The organism is Amycolatopsis sp. cmx-4-83 (assembly GCF_046548815.1).
GTDB lineage: Bacteria > Actinomycetota > Actinomycetes > Mycobacteriales > Pseudonocardiaceae > Amycolatopsis > Amycolatopsis pretoriensis_A.
In genome coordinates this window covers 307,026-320,044 of the sequence record NZ_JAEBEF010000002.1, presented here as the reverse complement: position 1 = coordinate 320,044, position 13,019 = coordinate 307,026, and the positions used below count along the sequence as shown (strand labels likewise).

Annotated in this window: 14 protein-coding genes; 8 read left to right on the top strand and 6 right to left on the bottom strand. The window is 69.8% G+C overall.

Annotation, left to right across the window (positions count from 1 at the left end):
* The first annotated feature begins 39 nt into the window (after positions 1-39).
* Positions 40-1,131, top strand: coding sequence for a HoxN/HupN/NixA family nickel/cobalt transporter (locus tag ACLJQM_RS06555; protein ID WP_360777584.1), 1,092 nt, complete (start codon positions 40-42; stop codon positions 1,129-1,131).
* Here the strand turns inward: ACLJQM_RS06555 and ACLJQM_RS06550 are convergent.
* Together ACLJQM_RS06550 and ACLJQM_RS06545 are read right to left on the bottom strand one after the other, a co-directional pair.
* On the bottom strand, positions 1,128-1,850 hold the full coding sequence (locus tag ACLJQM_RS06550; protein ID WP_360777586.1) for an oxidoreductase: 723 nt from the start codon (positions 1,848-1,850) through the stop codon (positions 1,128-1,130). The genes ACLJQM_RS06555 and ACLJQM_RS06550 overlap by 4 nt on opposite strands.
* Positions 1,843-2,340, bottom strand: a complete 498-nt coding sequence (locus ACLJQM_RS06545) for a phosphoribosyltransferase (RefSeq protein ID WP_360777588.1) — start codon at positions 2,338-2,340, stop codon at positions 1,843-1,845. The genes ACLJQM_RS06550 and ACLJQM_RS06545 overlap by 8 nt, the downstream gene beginning before the upstream one ends.
* A gap of 112 nt (positions 2,341-2,452) precedes the next feature.
* Between ACLJQM_RS06545 and ACLJQM_RS06540 the strand changes: the two genes are divergently transcribed.
* From ACLJQM_RS06540 to ACLJQM_RS06530, 3 genes are all read left to right on the top strand, one after another.
* A complete protein-coding gene (locus ACLJQM_RS06540) occupies positions 2,453-3,055 on the top strand; it encodes a GNAT family N-acetyltransferase (RefSeq protein WP_360777590.1) in 603 nt (200 codons plus the stop codon).
* A 100-nt stretch (positions 3,056-3,155) separates the two neighbouring features.
* Complete coding sequence (acs, locus tag ACLJQM_RS06535) at positions 3,156-5,138, top strand: acetate--CoA ligase (RefSeq protein ID WP_410630448.1); 1,983 nt, start codon at positions 3,156-3,158, stop codon at positions 5,136-5,138.
* Positions 5,139-5,281: 143 nt separating this feature from the next.
* On the top strand, positions 5,282-5,755 hold the full coding sequence (locus ACLJQM_RS06530; RefSeq protein ID WP_247017327.1) for a DUF6319 family protein: 474 nt from the start codon (positions 5,282-5,284) through the stop codon (positions 5,753-5,755).
* Positions 5,756-5,808: 53 nt separating this feature from the next.
* On the opposite strand, the gene ACLJQM_RS06525 is transcribed toward ACLJQM_RS06530, so the two are convergent.
* Positions 5,809-6,381: a DinB family protein gene (locus tag ACLJQM_RS06525; protein ID WP_360777594.1), complete on the bottom strand. Its 573-nt coding sequence runs from the start codon at positions 6,379-6,381 to the stop codon at positions 5,809-5,811.
* Between the two features lie 7 nt (positions 6,382-6,388).
* On the bottom strand, positions 6,389-6,730 hold the full coding sequence (locus ACLJQM_RS06520) for a cupin domain-containing protein (protein WP_410630447.1): 342 nt from the start codon (positions 6,728-6,730) through the stop codon (positions 6,389-6,391).
* A gap of 130 nt (positions 6,731-6,860) precedes the next feature.
* Between ACLJQM_RS06520 and ACLJQM_RS06515 the strand changes: the two genes are divergently transcribed.
* Positions 6,861-7,589: a VIT family protein gene (locus ACLJQM_RS06515; RefSeq protein WP_360777598.1), complete on the top strand. Its 729-nt coding sequence runs from the start codon at positions 6,861-6,863 to the stop codon at positions 7,587-7,589.
* On the opposite strand, the gene ACLJQM_RS06510 is transcribed toward ACLJQM_RS06515, so the two are convergent.
* Positions 7,590-9,047 (bottom strand): peptide MFS transporter, encoded by a 1,458-nt coding sequence (locus tag ACLJQM_RS06510; RefSeq protein ID WP_247017321.1) that lies wholly within the window; start codon positions 9,045-9,047, stop codon positions 7,590-7,592.
* Positions 9,048-9,236: 189 nt separating this feature from the next.
* Here ACLJQM_RS06510 and nhaA point away from each other — a divergent pair, with 189 nt between their 5' ends.
* The 3 genes from nhaA to ACLJQM_RS06495 are packed head-to-tail and all read left to right on the top strand — an operon-like array spanning position 9,237 to position 11,889.
* Entirely contained in the window at positions 9,237-10,424 is a 1,188-nt protein-coding gene (gene nhaA / locus ACLJQM_RS06505) for a Na+/H+ antiporter NhaA (protein ID WP_410630446.1), read from the top strand.
* Positions 10,425-10,466: 42 nt separating this feature from the next.
* Complete coding sequence (locus ACLJQM_RS06500; RefSeq protein WP_247017317.1) at positions 10,467-10,961, top strand: phage holin family protein; 495 nt, start codon at positions 10,467-10,469, stop codon at positions 10,959-10,961.
* Positions 10,962-10,965: 4 nt separating this feature from the next.
* Complete coding sequence (locus ACLJQM_RS06495; protein ID WP_247017315.1) at positions 10,966-11,889, top strand: alpha/beta fold hydrolase; 924 nt, start codon at positions 10,966-10,968, stop codon at positions 11,887-11,889.
* Here the strand turns inward: ACLJQM_RS06495 and ACLJQM_RS06490 are convergent.
* Positions 11,876-12,964, bottom strand: a complete 1,089-nt coding sequence (locus tag ACLJQM_RS06490; protein WP_410630445.1) for an FAD-dependent monooxygenase — start codon at positions 12,962-12,964, stop codon at positions 11,876-11,878. The genes ACLJQM_RS06495 and ACLJQM_RS06490 overlap by 14 nt on opposite strands.
* Positions 12,965-13,019: the final 55 nt, after the last annotated feature.

The window sequence follows — 13,019 nt, the reverse complement described above, 5'->3', positions numbered from 1 at the left end:
CACCTGTCTAACCTCTCAGATGAGGAAGGCTGGTGGGCGATGGCGGGCACGGAAGAGGACTCGCGGCGTGGCCTTTCGCGCCGCGAGTGGGTGTCGATCGGCGGGATGGCGGGGTTCGTCCTGCTGCTCAACGTCGTGGGCTGGGTGGTGCTGGCGGTCTTCGTCGCACCCCGGCACTACGCGCTGGGCGCGTCCGGCGTCTTCGGGATCGGCCTCGGCGTCACGGCCTTCACGCTCGGCATGCGCCACGCCTTCGACGCCGACCACATCGCCGCGATCGACAACACGACCCGCAAGCTGATGGCCGACGGCCAGCGGCCGCTGTCGGTCGGCTTCTGGTTCTCCCTCGGGCACTCGACGATCGTCTTCGCGCTGTGCCTGTTGCTCTCCCTCGGTGTCCGCGCGCTGGCCGGGCAGGTCGAGGACGACTCCTCGGCGTTGCACACCGCCACCGGCCTCATCGGGACGTCGGTGTCCGGCGTGTTCCTGTACGTGATCGCGATCCTCAACCTCGTCGTGCTGATCGGCATCCTGCGGGTGTTCAAGCGGATGCGCCACGGCGAGTTCGACGAAGCCGCGCTGGAGCACCAGCTGGACAACCGCGGTGTCATGAACCGGCTGCTGCGCGGCGCGACGAAGTCCGTGCGGAAGCCGTGGCACATCTACCCCGTCGGCCTGCTGTTCGGCCTGGGCTTCGACACCGCGACCGAGATCGGCCTGCTGGTGCTCGCCGCCGGCGCCGCCACGTTCGCCCTCCCCTGGTACGCGATCCTCGTGCTGCCGATCCTGTTCGCCGCCGGGATGAGCCTCTTCGACACCGTGGACGGCTGCTTCATGAACTTCGCCTACGGCTGGGCGTTCGCGAAGCCGGTGCGCAAGATCTTCTACAACATCACGGTGACGACGTTGTCGGTCGCCGTCGCGTTCGTCATCGGCACGATCGAGCTCGTGTCGATCCTCGCCGAGAAGCTGGACATCACCTCGGGACCGCTGGCCGCGATCGCGTCGGTGGACCTGGACTACGTCGGGTTCGGGATCGTCGGGCTGTTCGTGCTGACGTGGGTCGTCGCGCTCGCGGTGTGGCGGTTCGGGCGGATCGAAGAGAAGTGGGCGGCGAAACTGACCACTTAAGAAGCCGCGTCCGAAATGCTCTTCGCTTCGCGCGCACCCGCTTCGAACGCTTCGCAGCAGAAGAGCAGCCACTCGCGCACCGCTTCGGGTTTCCCGCTCGCGAAACCTTCCGCGGTTTCGAGATAGCGCGGGACCCGCCGGAAGAACGCCACTTCGGGGACGCTCAGCGCCTTCGGGTCCAGACCGGTCGCGACCATCGTCAGCCGGGCGGCCGCCCGCGCGACGACGCCGTCCGCGCTGCCGAACGGCTTGAGCGCCAGCAGTTCCCCGTGCACGACCGCCGTCAGCACCGGGCCCGGGACCGACGTCGCGCCGGTCACCAGCTGGGCCAGCAGCTCGAGCCGGCCGCCGCCGGAATGCGGGCGCCCCAACGCGTCCAGGTCGTCGACGAGGTCCGCCGCGGCGAGGACGTGCAGGCGGGCCAACGCTTGCAGCGGCGCGCGGCGCCACGTCGGGAGGAGCGTCTCCAACGTCTCGGCGACGCGCAGCGCGCCGGCGAGGACCGGGTCCGCCACCGCGCCGTCAAGAGGTAGTTCCGGGTTCGCGCCCTCGATGCCGGCGGACGCACGCGCGGCGCGCACCGACGCTTCGGCCGCCGTCGCCGCGCCGCCGCGGAGGTTGGCGGGCAGGCGGTGCACCTTGAAGACGGCGTCCTGCGCGGACTTCGCCGCCGCGGCGACGCCTTCGAGGTCGAGGAGGGGCTTGAGCGGATCAGGCATCGAGCACCTGGCCTTCTCGGGAGACCACGGGCGGCAGCACCGACCACGGGAAGTTGATCCAGCGGTCGGTGTGCCGCCAGACGTACTCGCACTTCACCGTCGAGTGCGGTTTTTCGTAGACGACGGCCGAGCGCACCTCGGCGACGTGGTCGAGGCAGTAGTCGCGGACGAGCTTGAGGGTGGCGCCGGTGTCGGCGACGTCGTCGGCGATCAGCACCTTCTTGCTCGTCAGGTCGACGACGTTGGGCACCGGCGGCAGCATCACCGGCAGGTCGAGGCGCTGGTCGACGCCGGTGTAGAACTCGACGTTCATCACGTGCAGGTTCTTCACGTCGAGCGCGTAACCGAGCGCGCCGGCGACGAAGAGGCCGCCGCGGGCGATGGAGAGGATGAGGTCCGGCGCGAAGCCGTCGTCGGCGATGGTGTGAGCCAGTTCACGGCTCGCGGTGCCGAACAGCTCCCAGCTCAGCTCTTCGCGCTCTTCGGCCATCGATCTCGCCCTTCGTCGTGGTCAGCCGAGCATAGGCAACGCCGAAGTGGCCTGTGAAGATGCTTGAAAATTGGCTATCCGAGACAGCCATTGCCGGCCTTACGGTGATCACGTGAGCGACTGGAACACGCAACCGACGCTGGCCGGCGAGCACGTCCGCCTGGAGCCGCTGACACACGGGCACGCCGAGGGCCTCCTCGAAGCGGGCACCGACCCGGGCATCTGGGCCTGGCTGAGCATCCGTCAGCCGGGGGATCTTCCGGCGGCCCAGCGGATGGTCGAGCAGGCCCTCGCCGACCCCGCGCGGCGGGCCTTCGCGCAGATCGACGTCACCTCCGGCCGGGTCGCCGGGACGACGTCGTACTACCAGGTCGTCGAGCAGCACCGGATCCTCTCGATCGGGCACACGTGGATCGGCGCAGACTGGCAGCGCACCGGGCTGAACACCGAGTCGAAGCTGCTGCTGCTCCAGCACGCGTTCGAAACCCTTGACGCGCAACGGGTCTCCTGGGAGACCGACATCCGGAACCTGCGCTCGCAACGCGCCATCGAACGGCTCGGCGCGCTTCGCGAAGGTATCCTGCGGGCGCACCGGATCCGGCCGGACGGCTCGTCGCGCGACACCGTCACCTATTCGATGGTGGCGCCGGAATGGCCGGCCGCCAAGGCCCGGCTGAACGAACGCTTAGTCACCGCGGCTCGCCTGCCTCGGTGAAACGGCGGGGCAACGTGGGTGCAACCTTTTACAAGGCGGACTAACGTCGCTAGCGTGCCGCTAGCCGTCGTTTCGGCGCACTACAGGAGGCCTTGCAACCATGACCGAGCAGTCCCCAGCACTGGACAACCTGCTCACCGAGAGCCGCACCTTCCCGCCCAGCGACGAATTCGCTGGCCAGGCCAACGCGAAGGCCGACCTCTACGCCGAGGCCGACGCCGATCGCGAAGCGTTCTGGGCCAAGCAGGCCGAGCGGCTCACGTGGGACACGAAGTGGACCACGGTACTGGACTGGACCAATGCGCCGTTCGCGAAGTGGTTCGTCGGCGGCAAGCTGAACGTCGCCTACAACTGCGTCGACCGGCACGTCGAGTCCGGCCACGGCGACCAGGTCGCGATCCACTGGGTCGGCGAGCCGGGTGACACCCGGGACATCACCTACGCCGAGCTGAAGACCGAGGTTTCCAAGGCCGCCAACGCACTCGCGTCGCTGGGCGTGAACGCGGGCGACGTCGTGGCGATCCAGCTGCAGATGGTCCCCGAGGCCATCTTCGCGATGCTCGCGTGCGCGCGGATCGGCGCGCTGCACAACGTCGTCTTCGGCGGCTTCTCGCCGACGGCGCTGCGGGCCCGCGTCGACGACGCCGCCGCGAAGGTCGTGATCACCTCCGACGGCCAGTTCCGCCGCGGCAAGGCCGCGCCGATGAAGGCCAATGTCGACGAAGCGCTCGAAGGCGCCGAAACCGTCGAGAAGGTCATCGTCGTGAAGCGCACCGGCGAGAAGCTCGAGGGCGACGTCCCGTGGACCGACGGCCGCGACCTGTGGTGGCACGAGCTCGTCGACGGACAGTCCGAAGAGCACACTCCCGAGGCGTTCGACAGCGAGCACCCGCTGTTCATCCTCTACACGTCCGGGACGACCGGGAAGCCGAAGGGCATTCTCCACACGTCGGGTGGCTACCTGACGCAGACGGCGTACACGCACCACAACGTCTTCGACCACAAGGCCGGCGAGGACGTCTACTGGTGCACCGCCGACATCGGCTGGATCACCGGCCACAGCTACATCGTCTACGGCCCGCTGGCGAACCGCGTCACGCAGGTCGTCTACGAAGGCACGCCGAACACCCCGCACGAGGGGCGGCACTGGGAGATCGTCCAGAAGTACAAGGTCTCCCTCTACTACACGGCGCCGACGCTGATCCGCACCTTCATGAAGTGGGGCGCGGAAATCCCGGAGAAGTACGACCTCTCGTCGCTGCGCGTGCTGGGTTCGGTCGGCGAGCCGATCAACCCCGAGGCGTGGATCTGGTACCGCGAGAACATCGGCGCGGGCAAGGCGCCGATCGTCGACACGTGGTGGCAGACCGAGACCGGCGCGATCATGATCTCGCCGCTGCCGGGCGTCACGTCCACCAAGCCGGGTTCGGCGCAGAAGGCGCTGCCGGGCATCTCCGCGAAGGTCGTCGACGACACCGGCACCGAGGTCGGGCACGGCGGCGGCGGGTACCTGGTGCTCGACAAGCCGTGGCCGTCGATGCTGCGCGGGGTCTGGGGCGACGAGGAGCGCTTCCGCGACACGTACTGGTCGCGCTTCAAGGACCAGGGCTTCTACTTCGCCGGCGACGGCGCGAAGTACGACAACGACGGTGACGTCTGGCTGCTGGGCCGCGTCGACGACGTGATGAACGTGTCCGGCCACCGCATCTCGACGACCGAGGTCGAGTCGGCGCTGGTTTCGCACCCGACGGTGGCCGAGGCCGCGGTCGTCGGCGCGACCGACCCGACGACGGGCCAGGGCATCGTGGCGTTCGTGATCCTGCGCGGCAACGCGGTCGACGGCGGCGAGGAGGCCATCCAGGCGCTGCGCAACCACGTCGCGAAGGAGATCGGGCCGATCGCGAAGCCGCGGCAGATCATGGTCGTGCCGGAGCTGCCGAAGACGCGCTCGGGCAAGATCATGCGCCGGCTCCTGCGCGACGTCGCGGAGAACCGGCAGGTCGGCGACGTCACCACGCTGGCCGACTCGTCGGTGATGGACCTGATCTCGTCGGGCCTGAAGTCGGGCAAGTCCGAGGAGTGAGCTAGCGTTCTCCCCGTCAGAGCCCTTCCGGCTTCGCGCCGGGAGGGCTCTGTCATGGAACCCCCGAGCGGCGCGCGTCGAACGCATGTTCTACACTGTGCCGCGAACCACACCCACTTCCCGGGCAAGGAGACGACACGACGATGACCGTGGATGTCCTGACGCACGACGAGGAAACGGCTTCGGCCACCACCGAGGCGCCGGCCGTTGCCACCGACGAGGCGACCGTCACCGAGTCCGCGTCCCCCTCCGCTTCGGAAGGCTCGCCCGAGCCGGCCGAGGAAGAGGCCCCCAAGCCCAAGCGCGGCCGCCCCAAGGGCGCGGCGACGGCGTCGACGGCGAAGAAGACCCGCACGGTCGAACTGATCCTGACGGTCACCGGCACCGCCGACGGCGAGTGGCAGGCCGAGCTGAAGAACGGCTCCAAGTGGGTCGCGAAGGGCCTCGAGATCCCGGCGGCGGCGGTCTCGCGTGCGGCGAAGGAGCTGCACAGCGAACTGTCCGGCCCGATCGACGAGGTGATCAACCAGGCCCGCGAAGCGCAGGCGGCGAAGGTCGCGGCGCTGGAGGCCGAGCTCGAGAAGGCCAAGCAGGCCCTCGCCGAGCTGGACGCCTGAGCTTTTTTCCAGGAGACGCCCGGGTCCGCTTCGCGCGGGGCCGGGCGTTTCCGCTATCCGGCCGCGGCCCGGGCCGCCCGTTCGACCTCCGCTCGCCGGTGGTCCCAGAAGGCCGCGTCCCGCCCCGCCACCTCGACCTCGCCGTCCAGCTGTTCCCGCAGGATGTCGGCGTGCCCGGCGTGCCGGCTGGTCTCGGTGAGCACGTGGACCAGGATGGTGAACAGCAGTACGTCCGGACGCGGCCACCACGGCACGTGGCCGGGCGAGTCGATGGCGAGCGCGGTGATGGTCGCGTCGGAGTGCGCCCAGGCGCGCCGGTAGCGGCCGGTGATCTCCTCGCGCGTCTCGTGCTCGGTCGCCCACATGTCGGTCCCGCGCCGGCCGAGGTCGTCCCACCGGGGGACGGGCTCGGGGGACGGCCGGTCGAAAACCTCGCCGAAGTACCGGGCCTCCGTCACCGACAGGTGCTTGACCAGGCCGAGGAGGTTCGTCCCGGTCGTGGTCAGGGGACGGCGGACGTCGTACTCGGAAAGCCCGTCGAGCTTCCCCAGCATCGCCTCGCGGATCTCTCGCAGGTCACTGTGCAGGTACTGTTTCGCAAACTCGTCGATCACGAGGTCCAGCATGCCCGGGTCAGGCGATCGGCGGCCGCTCCGGCAGCGGGGACTTGAACTCCACCCACATCGCATCCGTCAGCGCTTCCACGTGGTGGACGACCCCGCGGGGGTGCACCGCCGAATCGCCTGGTTCCAGCTCCGACTCCACGCCGTCCACCTCGCCGCGCAGGCGGCCCGACAGGACGTACACGATCGAGTCGTGGTCGTGCGTGTGCGGGGGCGAAGCCACGCCCGCCGGGTAGTGGATCAAGTACGCCAGGCCGCCCGGTGCCGTCTCCAGCAGCCGGAACCGGCCTTCGCCGCCGGTGATCGGGAGGCCCTCCACCGTGCGCAGCGGCTGCCAAACCTGCTCGTCCATCCGACCATGATGACCCAGGATCGCTGAGAGTCCACACAGGACCGACTTAGGCAAGGCACGCGTTAATTAGGCGTACCTGACAAAAAGAACAAGTCTCGCCACGATTCCCCGTTCGTGTTTCACTTGTCCGGTGACCGAAACGATCGACGGCGACGCCGTGGGGCACGCCCACGAACCGCACCAGGGCGTGGGCGGGAAGCTGAACTGGCTGCGGGCCGGGGTTCTCGGGGCGAACGACGGGATCGTGTCCGTCGCCGGGATCGTCGTCGGGGTCGCGGGGGCGACCACGGAAAGCACGACGATCCTCACCGCCGGAATCGCCGGGCTCGTCGCCGGGGCCTTTTCCATGGCCGGCGGGGAATACGTCTCCGTGAGCACCCAGCGCGACACCGAACAGGCCTTGCTCCGGCTCGAAAAGCAAGAGCTCAAGACGATGCCGGAGGCCGAGGAGCGCGAGCTCGCCGGGATCTACGAGAACAAGGGGCTTTCGCCGGAGCTCGCGAGCCGCGTCGCGCGGGAGCTGACCGAAAAGGACGCGCTGCAGGCGCACGCGGAGGCCGAGCTCGGCATCGACCCCGACAACCTGACCAGTCCGTGGCAGGCCGCGTGGGCGTCGCTCATCGCGTTCTCGGTCGGCGCGCTGCTGCCGATCCTCTCCATCGCCTGGGCCGGCGTCTCGCTGCGGGTGTGGGCGTGCGCGGCCGCGGTCGTCGTCGGCCTCACGCTGACCGGGTGGCTCAGCGCGCGGCTCGGGGACGCCAAGGTGGGGCGCGCGATCCTGCGCAACGTCGGGGTCGGCGCCCTCACCATGGTCGTCACCTACTTCGTCGGGGTGCTCTTCGGGGTCACCGTCGGCTAGCTAGTGGACGCCCTTCATCAGCTTGCGGATGAAGGGGATGGCCAGGAACAGCAGCACGCCGACCCCGATCGCGACCCCGCCGACCGTGCTGAAGTACGGCGCTTCGTCGTCGACCGTGTAGTACTCGGCGAGCTTGCCGGACATCGCCGTGCCCAGGGAGATCGACAGGAAGTTCAGCGCGACCATCTGCGTCCGGAACGCTTCCGGCGCCAGCTTCGTCGACAGCGACAGCCCGACCGGTGACAGGCACAGCTCGGCGATCGTGAAGACGAACAGGATGCCGACCATGGCCAGCAGCGGGCTGGCGTTCTTGCCGCTGCCCACCATCGGCAGGAACAGCAGGAACGCGCACCCCATCAGCACCGTGCCGATGACGAACTTCATCGGCGTCGACGGCTGCCGGTCGCCGAGCTTCGTCCACAGCGCCGCGAGGATCGGCGCGAACACGATGATGAACACCGGGTTGATCGAGTTGACCCAGGACACCGGCATCTCCCAGCCGAACAGGCTCCGGTTCAGCCGCTGGTCGGTGTAGGCCGCGACGACCGTGAACTGCTGCTGGTACAGCGAGAAGAACGCGGCGCTGGCGATGAACATCGGGATGAACGAGAACACCCGGCTGCGCTCGACGCCGCTGATCTTGCGGCTGGTCAGGATGACGAGGAAGTAGATCACCGAGATCACGGCGACCACCCACACGACGACGTCGGCGAGGTTGCCCGGGTTGACCACGCCGGTCGTCACCAGCACGACGATGGCGGCGACCAGCAGCACCGCGGCCGCGATCGCCAGCAGGCGCTGCGACGACGGCAGCGGGTTCGGCACCTCCTTGGCCTTGTCGCCGAGGTTCTTGCGGCCGAGCGTGTACTGGATCAGGCCCAGCGCCATGCCGATCGCGGCCAGGCCGAAGCCGAGGTGGAAGCCGACCGCGGTCTGCGCGAGCCCGGTCAGCAGCGGGCCGACGAAGGCGCCGAGGTTGACGCCCATGTAGAAGATCGTGAAGCCGGCGTCGCGTCGCTCGTCGCCTTCGGCGTAGAGCGTGCCGACGATCGCCGTCGCGTTGGACTTCAGCCCACCGCTGCCGATCGCGACGCACACCAGGCCGACGCCGATCCCGGTCAGGCCCGGCAGCAGCGCCAGGCTGATGTGGCCGACCATGATCAGGACGGCGCTGTAAAACAACGTCCGTTCGGAGCCGAGCAGCCGGTCGGCCACCCACGCACCGACGACCGCCGACAGGTAGACCAGGCCGCCGTACGCGCCGACGATGCCGAGCGCGGACTCCTGCGCGAGGCCGAGACCGCCCTGGTCGGCCTGGTAGTAGAGGTAGATGGGGAGGATGCCGAGCATCCCGTAGAAGGAGAAGCGCTCCCACATCTCGACGCCGAAGAGGTTCGCCAGTCCTCGTGGGTGCCCGAAGAACCTCGTGTCCTGCTGGACCTCGGTGGAGGTGCTCACAACTCTGTCTTCCTTTGTCTCGGACTTCGTTGTCGCTTGGCATGCTATGAGGACACCGCGTGACCCACCACCGCCACCCCGTGTGGCGGTGGCCATAACGATCCGTGACAAAGAGTATTAAAATACCGTCAAAGGTGCGCCGGGAAGTCTGGTCGGCAACAGTGATCAGCGACCCCAGGAGCCGCCCCGATGACCCGCCCGCTCAGTGACTTCGCCCGCTACCTGCGCACCGAGACGACCGGCGGCCTGATCCTGCTCGGCGCGACCGCGGTCGCCCTGCTCTGGGCCAACTCGCCGCTGCGAGACAGCTACCACGCCCTGCGCGAGTTCCGGATCGGCCCGGAGTTCCTGCACCTGAACTTGACGCTCGGCGACTGGGCCAAGGACGGCTTCCTCGCCCTGTTCTTCTTCGTCGCCGGGCTGGAGCTCAAGCGCGAGCTCGTCATCGGTGAGCTGTCCCGGTTCAAGCAGGCGATCCTGCCGGTCGTGGCCGCGCTGGGCGGCATGATCGTGCCCGCGCTCGTCGCGCTGTCCGTCGGCTGGGGGACGCCGGGCATCGAACGCGCCTGGGCCATCCCGGTGGCCACGGACATCGCGTTCGCGCTCGGCGTGCTCGCGCTGACCGCGTCGAACCTGCCCTCGAGCGCGCGGGTCTTCCTGCTGTCGCTGGCCGTGGTGGACGACCTCGGCGCGATCCTCGTCATCGCCCTGCTGTTCACGACCGGCTTCGACCTGGTCGCCATGGCCGTCGCCGTCGTGGCGCTCGCGCTCTACGCGTTCCTGCAGCACAAGCGGGTCCGGACGCCGTGGATCTACGTGCCGCTGGCGCTGCTCACCTGGGTCGCGGTGCACTCGGCGGGCATCCACGCGACGATCGCCGGCGTCGCGCTCGGCCTGCTCACCCGCGTCCGCGCCGACGAAGGCGAGGCCGAGGCGCCGGCGCTGCGGCTCGAGCACCGGCTCCAGCCGTGGTCGGCGGCGGTGGCCGTGCCGGTGTTCGCGTTGTTCGCGGCCGGCATCTCGGTCAACGGCGCCGCGCTGGGCGCGGTGTTCACGACGGCGTTGCCGCTCGCGGTGCTCGTCGGCCTGGTCGGCGGCAAGTTCGTCGGCATCCTGGGCGCCAGCCTGCTCGCCGTGAAGCTGCGCGCGGCGGAGAAGCCACGCGGGATGAGCTGGCGCGACCTGGCCGCGTTGTCCGTGCTCGGCGGGGTCGGGTTCACGGTCAGCCTGCTGATCGCGGAGCTCGCGTTGCCCGAGGAGACGAGCGAGCTGGCGAAGGCCGCGGTGTTGATCGCGTCCGCCGTGGCGTCCCTGCTGGCGGCGGCCCTGCTACTCCGCCGCAGCAAAGTGCACGCCCGAATCTCCGACACACTGTGACGCCGCCGCGCCCAGTTTCCGGACACATGGCACGATGACCCGGTGAGCAGCCCCAAGCACGAACGCACCGGCCCCGACGGCGTGGGGGCCGTGCCTTACCTCCCGCTGTCCTCCGCGAACGACGTCCCCGGCGACCAGTCGCTCGGCCGGCTGGTCGGCGACGCGACCCAGCACATCTCGACCCTGGTCAGGGCCGAGATGGAGCTCGCGAAGTCCGAACTGGTCGGCGAGGTGAAGAAAGGCCTCAAGGGGGCCGTCTACTTCCTGATCGCGCTGACGGTCTTCCTGTACAGCACGTTCTTCCTGTTCTTCTTCGCCGCCGAAGGCCTGGCCGAATGGGTGCGCTACCGCTGGATCGCGTTCGGCATCGTGTTCTTCCTGATGGTGCTGGTCGCGGCCGGAGCCGGCTTCCTCGGTTACCGCAAGGTGAAGAAGTTCAAGGCCCCCGAGCGGACCATCGCCAGCGTCAAGGAGACCGCCGCCGCGCTCAAGCCGCAGCGCGCGCCCGAAGACGACTTGACGACCACCCGCGACTGAGGCGTTGCCCGCTTCCCCCGACCCGTCGAGTGTCCGGCTCGACGGCCCGTGGGCCCACCGCGACGTCTCCGCGAACGGCATCCGGCTGCACGTCGCCGAGCTCGGCGACGGGCCCGTCGTCGTGCTGCTCCACGGGTTCGCCGAGTTCTGGTGGACCTGGCACCACCAGCTGCGGGCGCTCGCCGACGCCGGGTTCCGCGCGGTCGCCGTCGACCTCCGCGGTTACGGCGACTCGGACAAGCCACCCCGCGGCTACGACGCCTGGACGCTCGCCGGCGACGTCGGCGGGCTGATCAAGTCGCTCGGGGCGCGCCGCGCGCACCTCGTCGGGCACGCGTGGGGCGGCCTGCTCGCCTGGACGGTCGCGGCGCTCCACCCGCGGCTGGTGTCCTCGGTGACGGCGATCGGCGCCGCCCACCCGCTCGCGTTGCGCTCGTCGGTCCGCCCGTGGCGCGGCCAAGGACGCGCGGCCGGGCACCTCTTCCGCTTCCAGGTCCCCGTGGCACCGGAGAAGTGGCTCGTGAAGGACGACGCCCAAGCCGTCGAAGACCTCTTCGGCGGCTGGGCCGGCCAGGACTGGCGGTCCACTTCGGACTTCGCCGACAGCGTGGGCGCGTTCCGGCGGGCGATGCTCGTGCCCGGCGTCGCGCACAGCGCGCTCGAGTACTACCGGTGGGCGTTCCGGGCGCAGTTCCGCGGCGAAGGCCGCCGGTTCACCGACGCCGTCGGCGCCCGGATCGCGGCGCCGACGTTGCAGCTGCACGGCGCCGACGACACCTGCATCCTCCCCGAGACGGCGACGTCGTCGGTGCGCTGGGCGGGCCCGCACGCCGAGCCGGAGCTCTGGCCGGGCGTCGGGCACTTCCCCCACCTCGAAGTCCCGGACCGCACGTCGGCGGCGCTGGTGGACTTCCTCAAGCGAGACTGATCGCGTTCTTCGCGCGATCGACCGACTCCTCCGAAGGGCCGCCCTCCGGGTTCTCCGTCGCCAGCGCCTGGTTGAGCGCGACGAACGGCCGCATCCGCCGCTCGTAGGCCGCGAACGCCTCCTCGTGGCCGGCCCGGCCCAGTTCCTGCGCGAGGACGTACGCGCCGACGAGCGCGAGGCTCGTCCCCTGCCCGGACAGCGCCGACGCGCAGTAGCCGGCGTCCCCGACGAGCACCACGCGCCCGGACGACCAGCGGTCCAGGTGGATCTGGGCCATCGCGTCGAAGTAGAAGACGTCGGCGCCGGCCATGGCTTCCAGCAGCTTCGGCACCTCCCAGCCGACGCCGCCGAGCCGTTCGGCGATCAGCCGCTTCTGCTCCGGGACGGTCAGCCGGGGCAGCGGCTCCGAACCGAACCCGAGCGTCACGCGCAGCTCGGTGTTGTCCCGCACGGGGTACGCGACGCCGCCGGTGTGCTCGTGGCGGAACCAGACCTGCCAGTCCTCGAGCCCGAGGAAGTTGGGCGCCGGGAAGATCGCCAGGTACTGCCCGAGGTGACGGGCGAACCGCTCCTCCGGCCCGAAGACGAGCCGCCGCACGGCCGAGTGGAGGCCGTCGGCGCCGACGACGAGGTCGAACGTCCGGAAGCCGCCGTGTTCGAACTCGACGCGCACGCCGTGCGCCTCCTCGGTCAGCGCCGTGATCGAGTCGCCGAAGACGTACTCGACGTCGGCCGCCTCCTGCAGGATCGCGACGACGTCGTCGCGCAGCACCTCGAAGTCGGCGTTGTCGAGCCGTCCGCTGCTGTAGGTGAACTCCTCGGACCGGAACAGCTCCCGGCCCTCCCCGTCCACCACGGTCATCCCCCGCATCCGGGTGCGCAGCGCGCGCATCCGGTCGCCGAGGCCCATCTCGTCGACGACGTCGAGCGCGACACCGCGCACGTCGATCGCCTGGCCGCCGGTGCGCGGGCCGGGTGCGCGCTCGAGGACGGTCACCGCCCAGCCGTCGCGGGCCAGGAACCAGGCCAGGGTGCCGCCGGCGACGCCGGCGCCGGAGATCAGGACGTTCCGCATGGTGCCTCCAGGGTCGTACACTTGTGCGTCCCACAGTGGGGTTCACGCAGGTGTA

Excerpts from the sequence above, each read along its gene's own strand:
- nhaA (WP_410630446.1), top strand. The coding sequence starts at position 9,237 with ATGACCCGCCCGCTCAGTGACTTCGCCCGCTACCTGCGCACCGAGACG.
- ACLJQM_RS06545 (WP_360777588.1), bottom strand. The coding sequence starts at position 2,340 with ATGGCCGAAGAGCGCGAAGAGCTGAGCTGGGAGCTGTTCGGCACCGCG.
- ACLJQM_RS06550 (WP_360777586.1), bottom strand. The coding sequence starts at position 1,850 with ATGCCTGATCCGCTCAAGCCCCTCCTCGACCTCGAAGGCGTCGCCGCG.
- ACLJQM_RS06530 (WP_247017327.1), top strand. The coding sequence starts at position 5,282 with ATGACCGTGGATGTCCTGACGCACGACGAGGAAACGGCTTCGGCCACC.
- ACLJQM_RS06490 (WP_410630445.1), bottom strand. The coding sequence starts at position 12,964 with ATGCGGAACGTCCTGATCTCCGGCGCCGGCGTCGCCGGCGGCACCCTG.
- ACLJQM_RS06555 (WP_360777584.1), top strand. The coding sequence starts at position 40 with ATGGCGGGCACGGAAGAGGACTCGCGGCGTGGCCTTTCGCGCCGCGAG.
- ACLJQM_RS06520 (WP_410630447.1), bottom strand. The coding sequence starts at position 6,730 with ATGGACGAGCAGGTTTGGCAGCCGCTGCGCACGGTGGAGGGCCTCCCG.
- acs (WP_410630448.1), top strand. The coding sequence starts at position 3,156 with ATGACCGAGCAGTCCCCAGCACTGGACAACCTGCTCACCGAGAGCCGC.
- ACLJQM_RS06525 (WP_360777594.1), bottom strand. The coding sequence starts at position 6,381 with ATGCTGGACCTCGTGATCGACGAGTTTGCGAAACAGTACCTGCACAGT.